Below are 17787 nucleotides of genomic sequence, written 5' to 3' on the forward strand. Positions count from 1 at the left end.
TAAACTAGTTCTTAATAATATATTTAAAATAAAAGAGTGAGAACAGCTGTCTCACTCTTAGTTTCTGCAAAGTATACTATTTTCTATACTATGATATCATAAAATTCTTTTATTTGCAACTTTTTGAACTAACCTAAAACAGAGACAATTGGTTTTCATCGCTCATATTTTCAAGTGAGCCATGATTAGTAAGTGTTTCTATTACTGTTTTTGATACTTTTGCTCTCTTTCTTAAATCTTCTTTTGATATAAATTCACCATTTTTTCTTTCATTTTGAATATTTAAAGCTGCATTTCCTCCAAGGCCTTGTATTGCTGCCATTGGTGGAAGTAATGTTTTTTCTCCAACAACTATAAAGTCACTTGCATCTGATTTATATATATCAACTGGTAACAACTTTATCCCCCTTGCATACATTTCAAGAGCAACTTCTAATACAGTCAACATACCTTTTTCCTTTGTAGTTGCATCATTTCCCAATGATTCAATCTCATTTATTTTTGATTTTATAGTATCCAAACCCTTAACAATTAAATCTGCATCAAAATCTTCCACCTTTGTAGTAAAGTAAGTTGCATAAAAGGCTTCTGGGTAATGTACTTTACAATATGCAATTCTAAATGAGGTCATAACATAAGCAACAGCATGTGCTTTGGGGAACATATATTTAATCTTTTTACATGAACCTATATACCATTCTGGAACATTATTTTTCTTCATTTCTTCAATATGTTCTGGTTTCAAACCTTTCCCTTTTCTTACACTCTCCATTATTGTAAAACTCATCTTAGGAGGTAAGCCTTTAAATATTAAGTAGTTCATTATGTCATCTCGTGTAGATATAACATCTTTTAATCCCACTATATCTTCTCTAACTAAATCTTGTGCATTGTTTACCCAAACATCCGTACCATGAGAAAGACCAGATATACGTACGAGCTCTGCAAATGTAGTGGGTTTTGTGTCAAGAAGCATTTGTCGTACAAACTTAGTTCCAAATTCAGGTACAGCAAGACATCCTATAGGACAATTTATCTCTTCTGGTGTAACTCCTAACGCTTCTGTAGATGTAAATAAAGACATAGTTTCTTCATCGTCTAGAGGAATTTCTGTTATATTTATTCCAGTAATATCTTCAAGCATTCTTATGATAGTAGGACCGTCGTGTCCAAGTATATCAAGTTTAAGTATCCTACCACTTATTGAATGATAATCAAAGTGAGTAGTTATAACACCACAAGAAGTATCATTTGCTGGATATTGTATAGGTGTAAAATCATATACATCTTTATAGTCTGGTATAACCATAACTCCACCAGGATGCTGTCCTGAAGTTCTTTTTACACCAGTACACCCATTTGAAAGTCTAAGTACCTCTGCATTTGGTACACTTATATTATTTTCTTCTACATATTTTCTTGCATATCCAAAAGCTGTTTTTTCTGCTACAGTACCTATAGTTCCTGCTCTATATACATATCCCTCTCCAAATAATTCTTCAGTGTATTTGTGGATTGTAGGCTGATAATTTCCTGAGAAATTTAGGTCTATATCTGGTTCTTTATCACCTTCAAAACCTAAGAAGACCTCAAATGGAATATCATGACCATTTTTAGCAAGTTTTCTTCCACATTTTGGACAATCCTTATCTGGCAAGTCAACACCTGACCCCCATTCACCTATTTCATAAAAAAAGGAATATTTACAATCTTCATTTTCACAAATATAGTGAGCTGGTAGAGGATTAACTTCTGTTATATCACTCATAGTAGCTGCAAATGATGAACCAACAGAACCTCTTGAACCAACTAAATATCCATCTGAGAGAGATTTTGCAACTAGTTTTTGAGCTATGATATACATAACTGCATATCCATTACTTATTATTGAATTTAATTCTCTATCCAATCTCTTTTGAACTATTTCTGGTATTGGCTCTCCATAAATCCGTTTAGCTTTTTCATAGCACATTTCCCTTAATTCTACATCTGAACCTTCTATAATTGGTGGATATGTATCATCTGGTATAGGTTTTATATTTTCAACCATATCAGCAATCAAATTACTATTTTCAACCACAACTTCATATGCTAACTCTTCTCCAAGATAACTAAACTCCTCCAACATTTCATCTGTTGTTCTAAAATGTAAATAAGTCTCTTCTTCATCTACCTTAAATCCTTGAGAATACTTTAGAACTTTTCTTAAAACAGCTTCATGTTTATCTAAAAAATGAACATCTCCAGTAGCTACTGGAATTTTATTAAACCTCTTAGCTGTATCAATTAATTTTCTATTTAATTCTCTTAACTCTTCTTCATCCTTTACTTCTCCTTTATCAATCATAAACCTATTGTTATCTATAGGCATCACTTCTATATAATCATATAAATCTATTATTTTTTTCATTTCTTCATCAGGTACATTTTTCTTTACAGCTTGAAAAACAACCCCGGCTTCACAAGCTGAACCAATTATGAGACCTTCCTTATACTCATTTAAAATACTTCTAAGGATTCTTGGTGCTCTAAAAAAATGATTTACATGTGCATCTGAAATTATCTTATATAAGTTTTTTATACCTACAGAATTTTTTGCTATCAAAGTTATATGGTTTGTACTAAGCTTTGTATAATCAATTTTTCCAAGAATATTATTCACATCACTTAAAGTTTTTGCACCTTTTTCTGTAAGCATCTGTAAAAATTTATTAAATATAAGTGCAGTTGCCTCTGCATCATCAACTGCTCTATGATGGTTTAAAAGAGGTATACCAAGCTCTTTAGCAACAACATTTAACCTATGTCTTTTTAACTTTGGAAGCATTACTCTGGCTAACATAAGTGTATCTACCTTTTTGTGATTATACATTATCCCCTGTTCTCTACACTTCTGTGATATAAACCCAGTATCAAACTCTGCATTATGTGCAACTAGTACACTATCTCCAACAAACTCCATAAATCTTGGAAGAACTTCTTCAATAGTTGGCTTGTCTTTAATCAATTCATTAGTTATTCCCGTTAATTCTTGTATCTTATACGAAATATCTTTTTCAGGATTTATCAGTTCACTAAATCTATCTACAATTTTAAAATTTTCTATTTTTACAGCGCCAATTTCAGTTATTTTATCATTTGTATTAGAAAAACCAGTAGTCTCTATATCAAATACAACAAACGTCTGAGAAAGTTCTTTATCATTTGCATCTTCTATAATAAGAGAATCATCTTCAACTAAATACCCTTCTACTCCATAAAGTATTTTTATGTTGTTTGCCTTACCAGCATTCATAGCATCTGGGAATCCCTGTACAACACCATGGTCTGTTATAGCAATCGCTGGATGTCCCCATTGGGCTGCACGTTCTACAAGTTTTTTAACAGAACAAATAGCATCCATAGAGGACATCTGAGTATGTGCATGAAGTTCTACCCTTTTTTCTTCTGAAATATCTTTTCTCTCTGGTCTATTTTCTTGTCTAATTCCACTAATCATCATACTAATTTCTCTTTGATATGTATCATAAACTATGTCACCTTTAAGTTTTAAATAAGCTCCTTTTTTAACATTTTCAAGTACTCCATCTTTATTGGTATCTGTTAAAAATAGCTTACAACTTATTGAACTAGTATAATCTGTAATCGATGCTATCATAAGTATTTTTCCATTTTTAAGTTCTTTAGTCTCAACATCAAATATATCCCCAACAACTGCAACTGTTCCAGAAGATGCATTTAATCCAGATATATTTTCAATCATAGCATTTGCATTATCTCCATAGACTAAATTTTCATCAACTTCTGATTTAATAACATAACCTTCTTCTTCATTTTCTTCACACTTATTAATTTGTCCAATTTCCAATGCTCTAATTTTTTCTTCCATTTCCCTATCATTTATTCTTATGAGTCTTTCTACATTTACCTTTTCATCAACAGCTTTTTCAATAGTTATATCTAAGTCCAATCCCAATTCTTCACTAAGAACAGTTTTAAGTACATGAACTACATTTTTTCTTATTAATCTCTCATAAAATATACCCTTTGGGAGTTTTATTTTTAATTCTTCATCTAAACAAAGAAATTCAACTTGCTTATACCATCCTGCAATGGACGGACACAAGTACTTTAATATATACAAGATATTATTCCAATATTTTTTTATAACATCTTTGTTAGATTTTCTTTCAAACCCAGTAAATCTTATTTTCATCTTTATATCTTTAAAATAATCAAGCTTATACATCAATTCTTCTCTAAATTTATCTAAAAGTTCATGGGAAACAATCTCTTTAGACGTTAGGTAAAAGTAAACAATTTTATTTTCTTTAAAATAAACTACTCTATTTATGTAAACTTCTTTAAGTTGTTTTCCAAGGCCACTGTTATTAATTTCTAATTTATCTAAATATTCCTTAACACTTTCCATTTATATCCTCCTTTCCTAACATTATATATATATTATTACCACTTTTTCTCTATTTCTATCTATTACTCACTTATATTTACTTAGAATTAATATTATAACATAAAAATTTTACTAATATTAAGGTTTATATCTAGTAAATTATATACAAAAAGACTACAGATAATTTAAACAAAATGAAAAACTACCCATAGTCTATATTTTTTACTTATGTATTACTTATATTGTGGTACTTCAAAGACTAAACTACTTCCACCACCATAAAGTCCAATTAAATTTTCCATAATTCCAGAAATTCCATTAGCCCAATTTACATCAGTTGCATATTGGTGCCATGTATAATCATAATTCCACTTCATCTTGTAAATAGTATTTTGATTGTACTTAGAACTATTTACATAGTTTTGAGATATCCATTTTGCAGAACCATCTATTGTAGCTTCAATACTAGTCCATCCATTAGAATATGCTGCCTCTGCTCCTGAAACATTAGCACTTTTATCTATTGCTCCTATTCCAAAAAAATTATACACTTTAACTGGCTTGCTAAGAGCTTGACCTTTATAAGAAGTCAATGTCTGGCCTTGTGCAAGTGTAGATTTACCATAAGCAGTTTCCCACATAGCATGAGATACTAGATATACTACATCTATATTATACTTCTTAGCAGCATTTATAAATGCAGCTCCTTGATTCTTAAATACACTAGAAGATAATCCGTTAAGGTACGAATTTAAACTTGACTCTGATATACCACTTCTATAACTATTAATCTTCAAAAATTGCATCATACCTTTTGTAGTATTTGTAAAGTTTTTAGGATTTAAATAATATTCTATATCACTTGAACTAGCATTTACAAATGAACTTGTTCTTTGTGCTGAAAATGTACTAAATTCAGGACTTGGAGTACTTTTTCTATTACCTGGAGCTATTACATTCCCTCCTGCTGTTGCTTTCTCAACTTGTTTACTTATATGAGAAGCTAACGTATAGCTTAGAGATTTGTAATCAATCTTAGCCCCACTTATATTTGCCATACCATTTACTTGTCCTGATGTTGTAGAATCATTATTTCCATTATTGTTAGAATTGTTATTTGAGTTATTATTATTTGATGTATCTGTTGAATCAGATAGATAATTTCCCACAACAAATGCTTCTTTATTATTAAAATTAATTTTAGCCCATCCACTACTTTCTGATATCACAGTTACTTTGCTTCCCTTATAGACCTTTCCTAATTTACTATATGTAGAACCTGGACCACTTCGTACATTTAAAGAAGCTGTATTTACAAATTTATTAGTATCTTTTTTATCAGTACCTTGGCTAGAATCATTTGTATCGCTCTGACCTGCATTTGATAAATACATACTAGATACATATCCATCTTTTCCATTATACTTTATTTTTGACCATCCATTAGATTCTGATATTACTTCTACCTTACTTCCTTTTTGTAACTTACCTAATACACCATAGCTTGTATTTGGACCACTTCTTACATTTAGTGAAGTTGTATTTACCTGCTTAGTTTTTGATTTATTAGTTGAGCTTGATACATCTCCTAGATAAGAACTCGATACATAACCTAGTCTTCCATCATATTTGATTTTTGACCAGCCATTACTTTCTGATATTACTTCTACTTTTTGTCCCTTTTTTAATACAGTTATAACTCTATAGCTTGTTCCTGCTCCATTTCTCATATTTAAACTATTTGAAGTAACTTGTTTTTCTTTATTTGTAGATGTTCTTAAAAAATCACCATTAGATTTTGCTATATATTTTGATGAAGCCCAACCTTCTTGTCCAGATTCAGCTTTTATTTTATACCATCCATTAGAAGAGTCTTTTATTAAAACTTTATCATCTTTTTTAGCAACAAAAGATATACTACTTTCGGCAGTTGGTTCATTTCTTACATTTAAATAATTTATAGTCACTATACCTATTTCTCCATCAGCATGTGCATTTACCATAGTTAATGGTAATACAGCTAATGTTGCTAAAGCTGCTCTTTTCTTCACTTACTTCCCCCGCCCTTCTTTTAACACTAAAACAATTTTAATATAATTATACGACAACTTATGATTTTAGTAAATATTGTCTATTTATATTATGTATACATTTTATTTATACTTTCTTTATTTTTATTTCTGATTTTAATCTATATATTTATATATTGAAAAATATAAATTTTTTTAGCTCGTATAATTTTATTTATGCCCACTCTTTAAATTGATTTTTAAAACATTAAGAAAATACTCAGAATCTAATAAAGTAACATAAACTTTATATTATGTAGTACAATCTATATATAATAATTTTGGAGGTGTAGACTATGGATGCAAATAACCTAAAAGACTTAATATCTAATCATAATAATATAGTATTTTTTGGTGGAGCAGGTGTTTCAACTGAATCTAATATACCAGATTTTAGAAGCTCTACTGGACTTTTTAATCAAAAACTTAATAAACAATTTACTGCTGAGCAATTAGTTTCACATACTTTCTTTGTTAAATATCCAGAAGAGTTCTTTGAATTCTACAAAGATAAACTAATATATCCTAATGCAAAACCTAATAATGCCCACATAGCTTTGGCAAAGCTAGAAGAAATGGGTAAACTTAAAGCTGTTATAACTCAAAATATTGATGGGCTTCATCAAATGGCTGGAAGTAAAAATGTTTTAGAACTTCACGGTTCTGTACATAGAAATTATTGTACTAACTGTGGTAAATTTTTTGATTTAGAAGCTATGCTAAATCTAGGAGGTAATATTCCTCATTGTGATGATTGTGGCTCTATAGTAAAACCTGATGTAGTGCTTTATGAAGAAGCTCTTGACAGTGATGTTATTACTAAGACAATTTCTGCTATAAGTAATGCTGATTTACTGATTATAGGAGGTACATCATTAGCTGTATATCCAGCAGCTAGTTTTATAGATTATTACAAAGGTAAATATATTGCTCTTATTAATAAGGCAAACACAGTTTATGATAAATCTGCATCTCTTGTAATTAATAGACCTATTGGAGAAGTTCTATATGAAGCTGTATTAAGACAAATATAGATTTATTTTACTATTTTTATTATATATATGAGTTTTTATGTTGAATTTAAAGTTTCTTTTTAGCATTATTTTTGTTATAGTATTTTAGTATAAATATATAATTTGAAAGGAGCTTTTTATGAAACTAAAAACTATATCTTTACCAGAACTTAATAATTTAGACCCAACACTGGAGTCTACATTTATCAAAATGGGTGAAGAACAAGGCGAATTAGCTGAATGTATAGGCAAATTCAGAAATCTAAGTGGAGAAAATAATGACTTAGATGAAGTTGATATCATAAAGAAAACTGCTAAAGAATTGATGGATGTGGCTCAAACATGTGTAACTATGATGTTTAAACTAGAAGAGCAATATGGTATTAATCTTGATGAAATACGCAAAGAACATATAAAAAAACTAGAAAAAAGAGGTTACATAAAAAACATAGATAAGTAAACCTTCTATCTCTAAATATTTATTAAAATAAATTTAAAGTATGAAATATTTAATTTCTGTGTAAATTTGCTATTAAATGGTATCTCAAAATGATTTTTTTAGATTGTAATTGAGATACCATTTTTTGTTTTATTTGCATATATTATTTAATATTTTCATAAACGATTAAATTTTATCCAGTATAACGAGTTTTTTGTCAGCAAAATTTTATTTTTAACTTCTATATTGTTCTCTCTTATTTTCATAAATTTTACTATATTCTTCTACTGCTTCCTCCCATGCTTCTATATCTGTTATCCCCTTTTCAATTGCTAATAAATGAACTATCTCAGCTAACTTTGATGCTGATTCTATTATTCCCATTTGTTACACCCTCTCTATTGTCAAATACTTACAAAAACTGTTAATTAGTTCTAATATTTGTTATTATTATTCCCAAAAACTTTAATAAATAAAAATATTTTTATTTTTTGACATGATTCCAATATGCCCACTAAATTTAAAAATTTTTATCTCTTTAAAATTTCTATATAAAATCTTAACTTTATTAAATTTTTTATATATTAAATTGATAGAGGATGAATATATTTATATAGGTACATATTAATTTATTATAGGAGAGAATGCTCTATGTTTAAAATTTTTCTTTTTTCTAGTGAACAGTTTGTAAGTCTTTTTATATTCGGATTATTTCTATATCATTGTCCAAAGCTAACAAAAAATATTTTACCCTATAGTTACACAGTTGAAAAAATACTTTGTACCTTAATGGTAATAGTCGTTGCCTTAGAACAAATTTTAATTATTTCTTCAGGGAATTATAGCACCTTAAATTCCTTACCAATTGGAATTAGCCATATTTGTCTATACATATGTATAGCTATATTAGCTTTTAAACAGTATCATTTTTTTAACATATTTTTTTCTTGGAGTTTAGTCTGTTCTGTTGGAGAACTTATTTTTTCTAAAAACTTAGGATACGAATTCCCTAGCTTCATATATTTTCTATTTATCTTCTCTAAATGTTTGATAATATATGCAAATATTTATATGGTTGATGTAAGAAAATTTAAAGTTAACAGACATGCATTTAGAGATAATTTTGGAATTTGTCTTATTTACTTTTCATTTATATTTTTACTAAATACATTTACTGATTCACAATATTACTATAGCTTTTTAAGTTACAATACAACTACCATTTTCATATTTATTTTTGCTACTAGCATTGTGTACATACTTCCTCTTTTATCTAATATAGATACCTTTATCCTTGAAAAAAAGAAAAAGAGTAAATAATTTATTTAAATTTATAAATAAAGCCACTTGGACATTTTTTAAGTTTTAAAAATATCCAAGTGGCTTTACACGTTAAACTATAGTTTTTGTATTATATAATTTTATATCTCTGCTAAATAATACAATGTCCTAACAGGCTCTCCTGTCGCTCCTTTTGATTTATATCCCTTTGATTTTGATGATGTACTTGTACCTGCTATATCCATATGTATCCATGGAGTACTGCCAACAAATTCTCCAATAAAGGCTCCTGCTGTTATGCATCCAGCATTTTTACCTCCAGTATTTTTAAGGTCTGCTTCTTCTCCCTTTACCATATTTTTAAACTCATCATAAAGTGGCATCTTCCAGACTCTTTCTCCAGATAAAGTAGATGCTTTTTCCAACTCACAATAAAAATCCTCATTATTTGTTACTACAGGAGTTGCAACATTACCTAATAATGTTAGAGCTGCACCAGTCAATGTTGCTACATCAACAACTTTTGTCACTTTTTCATTATTTATAATGTAATATATTGCATCAGCTAATGTAAGTCTACCTTCTGCATCTGTATTTAAAACTTCAATAGTTTTTCTTGCCATAGAATTAATTATATCTCCTGGCTTATATGAACCTCCTGATAAAGCATTTTCACATGCAGCTACTACTGCTATAACATTTTTCTTTAATTTACTCTGAGATATGGCACACATAGCTCCTATTACACTTGCCGCTCCAGCCATGTCTGTTTTCATATCTAGCATAGATGCATTTGATTTTAAAGAATATCCACCAGTATCATAAGTCAATCCTTTACCCACTAGACCTAGTATATCTGTATTTTCTTCATCTCCAAAATAGCGCATTACTATAAATCTTGGTTTATTAACTGAACCTCTTGATACAGCAAAAAAAGCTTCCATACCCAATGCTTTTATTTTTTCTTCTTCATAAATCTCAACATTAAATCCATACTCTGCCCCAAGTCTAACTGCCTCTATTGCCAATGTCTTTGGGTATATTATATTTGATGGTTCGTTAACTAAATCTCTAGCTATTATAGTTGAATTAGATAGTATTTTAGCTTTTTCTATTTCATACTCTGCTTCTTTTTCAGTAAATATAATTATATTATCTATTTCTCTTTCTTCAAAAGCTTCACTTTTTGTCTTATATTTATCAAATTTATAGTTGCCAAGCAATATTCCTTCTGAAAAAGCACCTATCTGCTCTATGTCTAAATTAACATTTATTATGTTAATATCATTATTTTTACATACTTTATTTCTAAATACCCCTTTTATTTTTTTACACAAGTTGCCACCTATGATTCTAAGTTTTTCCTTATCTAAAGATTCTTTCTTACCAAGACCAACTAAGCAAAGGTCTACTAGATTGTCATTTTCAAGCAATGTCACAATTTCTATGTTATTTTCTTTAGCACTGAAGTTTTTACTTACAATATTTAATTTATCAAACATTGTAGAAACATTCTCATCTTCAAACACAGTAACTACAGTTATAGCATCATCCAAACTTTTTAATATTTCTTTAGAACATTTTATATGCATATTAAATTCTCCTTTTTAAAATAATTGTTCAATTATATTTCTAGAGTCTTCCAAAGAAGCAGATAATTTATCTTTGTTTTCTATATCTAAACAGTTCATTTTATCACTTATTATAGATATAAATTTTAATATTTCATCATCTAGTATTTTTTCTCCACTTTCAGTTATTCCATAAAAAGTATTTCGTCTATCTCTACTATCTTCTTCCCTATATACATACTCTTGCTCAACTAACTTATTAAGTAATATACACAAACTAGAAGTAGATACATGTAAATCTCTACTTAAATTTTTAAGTTCCATTTTATTATGTTTTCTTATACTTACTAAAGCAAAAAATTGCCTTTCTGTAAGTACTTTACCTTTTTTATATCTTTCATTATTAATAATCTTTATTAAATTATGAAAGTTATTCATACTCTCCAACAACAAAATAGATAACTCTTTATCACTCATAAAATTCACCTCAAAATTAATAATTGGGACTCCCTCTTATCCCCCAAATATGTTTATATATCTCTAATATAATACTTCTTTTCTTTTTATAATTATACTATAGATAAACTTTATTATCCATTTAAATTGTTTTAAACTAAAATATTATTAGGTATAAAGTAAAAAACATTTAAATTACATTATAAAATAGTGAGACTTATATCAATCTCACTATTTTATTCAATGATATATTTTATTTTCAAAACTATTCTAATCTTATACTACATATTGTTCTTGTCTGTATTTTTATTATTTTGAGATATATTCTGAATTTTTTCTAATACTCTAGGAGTTATAGACAAGATATTATCCACTAGATTAATATTACTATCTAAGCTCATTATTCTAGTCTCTCCACTTTCAACTACTACAAATGCTACTGGTTGTACAGATATAGCTCCTGCACTACCTCCTGCAAAATTTGTATCTGCTTTTTCACTTTTTATTTCAATATTTTTATCTTTCTCATCATATCCTTTTGAATACTCTCCTCCACCTATACCAAATCCAATTGTTACTTTTGATATAGGAACAACTACTGTAGTATCTGTTTTTATAGGGTCTCCTATAATAGTATTTGCATCTATAGAACCTTTAATAGTTTCAAGAGTTGTTTCCATAAGACTTTGTATCGAACTTGTTGCTCTCATTACTATCACCTCCCTTATAATTTCCTTTATTTTTATTCATAACTTTATTAACCATTATTATAAAATGAAATAAATCTTTTATTCTTGACCTTATATGTATCCTTACATTTCCCAAAAAGTAATCTTTTGTAAAATTTGGATTTACATTTAAATATATTTTTTCTGCATCAATTATATTAAATAAATTTCCATATAGGGTATTTATTAATACATACACAGAAGATGTCAAACTTATATTTTTAGTTCCAAAATCAATGTTTGAATAAAATTCATGTATTTTTATCTTTTTTAATAGTCTATAAACACTTAAAAGGTCATCAGCTAATAATATACTAGAGTCTATATTATTCTTCATCCCCTCTTTTTTATCATTATTGTTACTATTTTCAGCTGGATAGAGTTGTCTATTTATATTTATTAAATCAAACATGTATTTTATATTAAGTTTTAAACAAACATCTTTATTGTTTATATCTGCTATTAATAAGATATTTATATGAGACATTAAAAACAATATAATTATACTTATTATAAAAATTATTGCTACTATTAAGTATTTAAAATTAAGTAATTCATTAATCTCCATGTTTATATTATCATCAAAAAATTACTATTTATACTTAATTAACCATATTTATTTTACCAAAACCATTTTTTTATATTCACAAAAAAAACACAATAACTTAGATTATTTTAAACCGTCTAAAAAATTTAAAACTATAAACTAAATTACTGTGTTCTTCATATTTTTATTTTAAAATTAACATTATCTTTGTATAACACTTTATTCATTTGTTACTGCTTCTTGATAAGTTTCTATAGCAGGCAACTCTTCAAGGCTTTCTATATTTAACAGCTTTAAAAATTCATCTGTTGTCTTATAAATTATTGGTTTTCCTATTTTATTAAGTCTACCAGCCTCTCTTATAAGTTGATTTTCAAATAGAGTTTGTAACACCTTATCACATTTTACTCCCCTTATATCTTCTATCTCTACTTTTGTTATTGGTTGTTTATATGCAATTATAGTAAGAGTCTCTAGTGTAGCTTGACTCAAACTTTTCTTTTTCTTTGGTTCAATAATTTTTTTTATATATTCTGCATAATCTTCATTTGTACACATTTGATATTTGTTTTCCAATTTGATTATCTGAATACCTCTATTTTTTTCTCTATACTCATCAATAAGCAAATTTAACATAATCTCTATCTCTTTTGATGAAAGTTCTTTATTTATTATATAATTTAATTCTTTTATACTTATTGGGTCACCATATGCAAACATAATAGATTCTATAATACACTTTATATCTTCTCTTTTCATTTTAACACTCCGAACTTTTTCTTATTAAAATATCATCAAAAAATATATCTTGTACCACTACTATTTCTTTTTCTTTTATAAGCTCCAATATAGATAAAAAAGTAGCAATTATTTCATCATTTTCATATGATTTTATGATATTTGTAAAAGTAACTTCTATTTTCTCTTTTATAACATTTCTTATATACACTATTTTTTCTTCCACAGATATTATCTTTTTTCTCACTATTTTATCCAATTTTTCATCATTAGTATTTTCAATTTGTGATGTTTTAACCTTAAATATATATGGAAGTATATTTTTTATTGCCTCTATTGATATATCTTCTAAATCTACATTATCATCAATAACTATTTCTTCTTTTGTTCTATAAAATCTTTCATTAATATAAGTTATATTTTCCCTTATATCTTGTGATGCTATTTTAAATTTTCTATATTCTTCTAATTTCTCCATAAGTTCTATTCTTGGGTCTTCTTCTTCATCCTTTTGTTTGTAAAGTAAGTATTTAGATTTTATCTCTAAAAGCTTAGATGCCATAGTTATAAATTCGCTAGTTATCTCTAAATCCATTTTATCTAACATTTTTAGATAATTAAGATATTGCTTAGTTATATCTATAATTGATATATCTTTTATATCTATCTTATGTTTAGTTATCAAGTCATACAGCAAATCTAATGGTCCCTCATAGACTTGTAATTGTATATTATACTTCATATTAACCCCTCTTTAAGTTGTTTATTTTATTAAACAAATAAATATACTATTCTTAGTAATACGGTATATATTGGTGTTAATATTATTTGATATATACCTGTAAATAAAGCAATCAACAAAATTATATAACTCATATTTTCAAATTTATACACATATTCATTCCATTTATATGGAACAAGTGTAGATATAACTCCCCATCCATCAAGTGGAGGTATAGGAAGTAAATTAAAAGCAGCAAATCCCATACTATATAAGAATACATATTCAGCTATTGTATTTATCGCATACATGTGCACATATTTATTTATAATGACACAGACTATAGCAGTCAGAACATTACAGAAAACACCTGCAAGTGAAACTATCAAATTGCCTATCTTGTAATTTTTAAAGTTATTAGGATTTACTGGGACTGGTTTTGCCCATCCTATTCTAAGAATAAACATAGCCAAAAGACCAATTGGGTCGACATGTCTTACAGGATTTAATGTCATTCTTCCATAAGCCTTAGCTGTATCATCACCTAATAAATGTGCCGAGTATGCATGACCAAACTCATGTATTGATATTGCCATGGCTATACCAACCAAACTTGCTACGATTTCTCCTATATTCATACTTAACATTAATGTACATCTCCTAAATTGAATTTTTAATACTATTATAACAATTAAATAACTTATAATCAAAATTATTTTATATTATAATAATTGTGTATACAGGCATAAAATTAAAATTCATTTTTTATTTTATAACTTTTATTATTATATCATATTAGCTGTAAAAATATAATAATTACACTTATTGGTAGTATAATATTATATTGACATAAACTGACATTGTTGTTATCTTATCCGTGTATTACAAATAAAGAGAGTAACAAAATGAATAGTACTGTAGAAAATAATGAACTGAAATTTATATACACAATTGAATCAGATACAGCCCTTGTATTAAAATTTATAAAAGAATTTGCTTCTTATGGGAACATGTTAGACGAAGTTATTGCAACTGAATAAATACTTAATAACTAGCTATTTGTAAAGAAAAAGGCAGAAGCTTTAATCGGTTAGCAAAATAAATTACATATAAATATTATTTAATTTGACAACTAAAAAAATTAAGTTGTCATTTTTTTAGTTGTTATTAGTTTTTAGTCAATATCATACAAGAAGTACAAAAAAATATATGTTACACTTTATACAATATGAAAGGAGGTTGTTCAGGTGAAACAAGAAAAACGCACAGTATGTTTTGATAGTGAATTAGAAGTTGAAGCATATAGATTCAAAGGTATCATGCAAAATTTTCCAAACCATTTTCATGAACACTATGTAATTGGTTTTATAGAGAAAGGTCAAAGATATTTATCATGCAAAAACAAAAAGTATACTACAAGCACAGGAGATTTATTACTTTTTAATCCTTTTGATAGTCATACTTGTGAACAAATAGATAATGAAGTTCTTGATTATAGATGTATTAATATTAAACCAGAAATAATGCAAAAAGCTGTCTTAGAAATTACAGGGAAAAATTATTTACCTAAGTTTAATCAGCAGGTAATATTTCGTAGCGAATTAGTACCTTTACTACAAGAACTACATCATATAATTATGGAAGAACAATTAGATTTTAAAAAAGAAGAAATATTCTTTTTCCTAATTGAACAAGTAATAAATGAATATACAGAACCAGTTTTGCAGTCTAACTCAGAAAAAATAAGTACAGAAATTCAAATAGTCTGTGATTATTTAGAAAATAATTATGCTGAACGTATAGCACTTGATGAGTTAAGTTATCTAGCAAAAATGAATAAGTACTCATTACTTCGTAATTTTACAAAATTAAAAGGCATTACACCTTACAGATACCTTGAAAATATACGAGTAAATAAAGCTAAGAAACTTTTAGAAAATGGAATAGAACCCATAGATGCTGCTATACAAACAGGATTTGTAGACCAAAGTCACTTTACAAATTTCTTTAAAAACTTTATTGGTCTTACACCTAAACAATATCAAAATATATTTATAAACAATGATAAAAATAACTCTAAAGAAGATGAAAAGGAGAATTAAAAAATGGAAAATAAAAATGTGAAATGTGTTATGGTAATAGATGAAAATTTACCAATGGGAATTATATCAAATACAGCAGCGGTAATGGGAGTTACACTAGGTAAGTATACTCCAGAAATAGTAGGTCCAGATGTAGTTGACAAAACAGGTAATAATCATTTAGGAATTGTTGCTATACCTGTACCTATCTTAAAAGGAAACAAAGAAATTATAAAGAATTTACGTAAAAAATTATATACTCCTGAATTTGAAGGATTAACTGTTGTAGATTTTTCAGATGTTGCACAAGGTTGTAATATTTATGAGGAATTCACACAAAAAATTGCCACTGTCCAAGAAGACGAACTACAGTATTTTGGTATAGGAATATATGGAAATAAAAAGCAAGTAAATAAACTTACAGGTAGCATGCCTTTACTTAGATAATCATTGTAAGCATATGATTATAACAACTTTTAATAGACTAAATAAAAATACCCATATAGTACTTCTATACGGGCATTTTTTATGTGAATTATAGTTTTATCTTATCACAAGTGATTATATCATATTATCAATTATTCTTTGAAGCATTTGTAGGTAACTTGCCTTATTTATATCTTTATTATTTATTAATTCTACTTCACCTATTACTTTTTTATCTTTACATATCTTTATCTTTCCTAAAACAGTACCTTTTTTAATTGGCATTTTAGGATTTTTTACTATTTCTATTTTCTTTTCAAACTTTTTAGAACTTCCTTTTTTAATAAGAGCATTTAAGTCTTCTTTAGCAACTAATTTGACTTTATTTTCATCAGCTTTATCTAATGTAAGTGTAGCAATATTATCTCCCTTACTACATAGCTTAACGCTTTCATAATTTGCAAATCCATAATTTAAAAGACTAGATGCATCATTAAATCTTTCGGGAGAAGTTTCTGCACCTAAAGTTGCCGCAACTAAATGAGTATTACCTCTTTTTGCTGATGCTGATAGACAATATTTAGCTTCTTGAGTAAATCCAGTTTTAACACCAGTAGCTCCTTGATAATGCTTTATAAGCTTATTAGTATTTGCAAGACCTACTGTAACTTGTTTTTTACCTACTACAACCTTATCCATCCATGTAGTTAAGTATTTGCTTATCATTTCATGTTTTAATAATTCTCTAGACATTAAAGCTATATCATGAGCAGATGTATAGTGATTTGCTACTGGAAGTCCATTTGTATTTGCAAAATGAGTATCATTCATATTTAACTCTTTTGCTTTAGAATTCATCCTATCAACAAATCCTTCAACACTTCCAGCCAAGTGTTCAGCCATAGCTACACAGGCATCATTTGCAGAAGCAACAGCTATACCTTTTAATAAAGTATCAACTTTTTGAGTTTCTCCTGGCTCTAAAAATATTTGACTACCACCCATACTAGATGCAGTTTCACTCACTTGTACTTCATCATCAAGTTTAATATCACCTGAATCCAAAGCTTCTACAATAAGTAACATTGTCATTACCTTTGTTACACTGGCAGGAGGAAGCTTTTTATGAGCATCCTTTTCATATAAAATTTGTCCACTACCAACATCCATCAAAATTGCCGATTTTGAAGATATATTTAGTTGGTTGGCATCAGCATTGTCCTTACTATTTGCAAAAGAAAAACTCAAAGGAGTAAATGCAAGTAATATAGCCAAAGCAGTACTAGCTAATTTTTTCATAGATGTC

Annotated in this window: 16 protein-coding genes; 5 read left to right on the forward strand and 11 right to left on the reverse strand. The window is 27.7% G+C overall.

Annotated features, from left to right (window positions below):
• Window positions 1-133 precede the first annotated feature (133 nt).
• Both KGF36_RS04940 and KGF36_RS04945 read right to left on the reverse strand, forming a co-directional pair.
• Window positions 134-4432: a PolC-type DNA polymerase III gene (locus KGF36_RS04940; protein WP_227850155.1), complete on the reverse strand. Its 4299-nt coding sequence runs from the start codon at window positions 4430-4432 to the stop codon at window positions 134-136.
• Window positions 4433-4644: 212 nt separating this feature from the next.
• Window positions 4645-6462: an SH3 domain-containing protein gene (locus tag KGF36_RS04945; RefSeq protein WP_227841964.1), complete on the reverse strand. Its 1818-nt coding sequence runs from the start codon at window positions 6460-6462 to the stop codon at window positions 4645-4647.
• 314 nt (window positions 6463-6776) lie between these two features.
• Here KGF36_RS04945 and KGF36_RS04950 point away from each other — a divergent pair, with 314 nt between their 5' ends.
• The gene (locus tag KGF36_RS04950) at window positions 6777-7514 is read left to right on the forward strand and encodes an NAD-dependent protein deacylase (RefSeq protein ID WP_227827189.1); all 738 of its coding nucleotides are present in this window, start codon (window positions 6777-6779) and stop codon (window positions 7512-7514) included.
• A 118-nt stretch (window positions 7515-7632) separates the two neighbouring features.
• Complete coding sequence (locus tag KGF36_RS04955) at window positions 7633-7953, forward strand: MazG-like family protein (RefSeq protein ID WP_009905401.1); 321 nt, start codon at window positions 7633-7635, stop codon at window positions 7951-7953.
• Window positions 7954-8166: 213 nt separating this feature from the next.
• Here the strand turns inward: KGF36_RS04955 and KGF36_RS04960 are convergent, their stop codons facing one another.
• The 8 genes from KGF36_RS04960 to KGF36_RS05000 all read right to left on the reverse strand — a co-directional run bounded on the left by KGF36_RS04960 (window position 8167) and on the right by KGF36_RS05000 (window position 14621).
• Entirely contained in the window at window positions 8167-8316 is a 150-nt protein-coding gene (locus tag KGF36_RS04960; RefSeq protein ID WP_227827188.1) for a hypothetical protein, read from the reverse strand.
• Window positions 8317-9353: 1037 nt separating this feature from the next.
• Window positions 9354-10805 carry a leucyl aminopeptidase gene (locus KGF36_RS04970; protein WP_227850154.1) on the reverse strand — a complete coding sequence of 484 codons (1452 nt, stop codon included), beginning with the start codon at window positions 10803-10805 and terminating at the stop codon, window positions 9354-9356.
• Window positions 10806-10820: 15 nt separating this feature from the next.
• Entirely contained in the window at window positions 10821-11261 is a 441-nt protein-coding gene (locus KGF36_RS04975; protein WP_227827474.1) for a MarR family winged helix-turn-helix transcriptional regulator, read from the reverse strand.
• A gap of 260 nt (window positions 11262-11521) precedes the next feature.
• A complete protein-coding gene (gene ytfJ, locus KGF36_RS04980; protein ID WP_227850153.1) occupies window positions 11522-11950 on the reverse strand; it encodes a GerW family sporulation protein in 429 nt (142 codons plus the stop codon).
• On the reverse strand, window positions 11904-12536 hold the full coding sequence (locus KGF36_RS04985) for a DUF2953 domain-containing protein (protein ID WP_227850152.1): 633 nt from the start codon (window positions 12534-12536) through the stop codon (window positions 11904-11906). Before KGF36_RS04985 ends, ytfJ begins: the two co-directional genes overlap by 47 nt.
• A gap of 198 nt (window positions 12537-12734) precedes the next feature.
• Window positions 12735-13274, reverse strand: coding sequence for an SMC-Scp complex subunit ScpB (scpB, locus tag KGF36_RS04990; protein ID WP_227827184.1), 540 nt, complete (start codon window positions 13272-13274; stop codon window positions 12735-12737).
• 1 nt (window position 13275) lies between these two features.
• Entirely contained in the window at window positions 13276-13995 is a 720-nt protein-coding gene (locus KGF36_RS04995) for a segregation/condensation protein A (RefSeq protein ID WP_227827183.1), read from the reverse strand.
• A gap of 29 nt (window positions 13996-14024) precedes the next feature.
• Entirely contained in the window at window positions 14025-14621 is a 597-nt protein-coding gene (locus KGF36_RS05000) for a site-2 protease family protein (protein ID WP_227434204.1), read from the reverse strand.
• A gap of 258 nt (window positions 14622-14879) precedes the next feature.
• Between KGF36_RS05000 and KGF36_RS20140 the strand changes: the two genes are divergently transcribed.
• The 3 genes from KGF36_RS20140 to KGF36_RS05010 all read left to right on the forward strand — a co-directional run bounded on the left by KGF36_RS20140 (window position 14880) and on the right by KGF36_RS05010 (window position 16502).
• Window positions 14880-15014, forward strand: a complete 135-nt coding sequence (locus KGF36_RS20140; protein WP_255287758.1) for a hypothetical protein — start codon at window positions 14880-14882, stop codon at window positions 15012-15014.
• Window positions 15015-15221: 207 nt separating this feature from the next.
• Window positions 15222-16076, forward strand: a complete 855-nt coding sequence (locus KGF36_RS05005) for an AraC family transcriptional regulator (protein ID WP_227854585.1) — start codon at window positions 15222-15224, stop codon at window positions 16074-16076.
• Between the two features lie 3 nt (window positions 16077-16079).
• On the forward strand, window positions 16080-16502 hold the full coding sequence (locus KGF36_RS05010) for a DUF2000 domain-containing protein (RefSeq protein ID WP_227434201.1): 423 nt from the start codon (window positions 16080-16082) through the stop codon (window positions 16500-16502).
• Between the two features lie 114 nt (window positions 16503-16616).
• On the opposite strand, the gene KGF36_RS05015 is transcribed toward KGF36_RS05010, so the two are convergent.
• Window positions 16617-17780: a D-alanyl-D-alanine carboxypeptidase family protein gene (locus tag KGF36_RS05015; RefSeq protein ID WP_227434200.1), complete on the reverse strand. Its 1164-nt coding sequence runs from the start codon at window positions 17778-17780 to the stop codon at window positions 16617-16619.
• Between the last annotated feature and the right edge of the window lie 7 nt (window positions 17781-17787).

It is taken from the genome of Clostridioides sp. ZZV14-6009 (assembly GCF_020658095.1).
In the GTDB taxonomy this organism is placed as follows: Bacteria; Bacillota; Clostridia; order Peptostreptococcales; family Peptostreptococcaceae; genus Clostridioides.

Excerpts from the sequence above, each read along its gene's own strand:
- KGF36_RS04940 (WP_227850155.1), bottom strand. The coding sequence starts at position 4,432 with ATGGAAAGTGTTAAGGAATATTTAGATAAATTAGAAATTAATAACAGT.
- KGF36_RS04950 (WP_227827189.1), top strand. The coding sequence starts at position 6,777 with ATGGATGCAAATAACCTAAAAGACTTAATATCTAATCATAATAATATA.
- KGF36_RS04955 (WP_009905401.1), top strand. The coding sequence starts at position 7,633 with ATGAAACTAAAAACTATATCTTTACCAGAACTTAATAATTTAGACCCA.
- KGF36_RS04960 (WP_227827188.1), bottom strand. The coding sequence starts at position 8,316 with ATGGGAATAATAGAATCAGCATCAAAGTTAGCTGAGATAGTTCATTTA.
- KGF36_RS04970 (WP_227850154.1), bottom strand. The coding sequence starts at position 10,805 with ATGCATATAAAATGTTCTAAAGAAATATTAAAAAGTTTGGATGATGCT.
- KGF36_RS04975 (WP_227827474.1), bottom strand. The coding sequence starts at position 11,261 with ATGAGTGATAAAGAGTTATCTATTTTGTTGTTGGAGAGTATGAATAAC.
- ytfJ (WP_227850153.1), bottom strand. The coding sequence starts at position 11,950 with ATGAGAGCAACAAGTTCGATACAAAGTCTTATGGAAACAACTCTTGAA.
- KGF36_RS04985 (WP_227850152.1), bottom strand. The coding sequence starts at position 12,536 with ATGGAGATTAATGAATTACTTAATTTTAAATACTTAATAGTAGCAATA.
- scpB (WP_227827184.1), bottom strand. The coding sequence starts at position 13,274 with ATGAAAAGAGAAGATATAAAGTGTATTATAGAATCTATTATGTTTGCA.
- KGF36_RS04995 (WP_227827183.1), bottom strand. The coding sequence starts at position 13,995 with ATGAAGTATAATATACAATTACAAGTCTATGAGGGACCATTAGATTTG.
- KGF36_RS05000 (WP_227434204.1), bottom strand. The coding sequence starts at position 14,621 with ATGTTAAGTATGAATATAGGAGAAATCGTAGCAAGTTTGGTTGGTATA.
- KGF36_RS20140 (WP_255287758.1), top strand. The coding sequence starts at position 14,880 with ATGAATAGTACTGTAGAAAATAATGAACTGAAATTTATATACACAATT.
- KGF36_RS05010 (WP_227434201.1), top strand. The coding sequence starts at position 16,080 with ATGGAAAATAAAAATGTGAAATGTGTTATGGTAATAGATGAAAATTTA.
- KGF36_RS05015 (WP_227434200.1), bottom strand. The coding sequence starts at position 17,780 with ATGAAAAAATTAGCTAGTACTGCTTTGGCTATATTACTTGCATTTACT.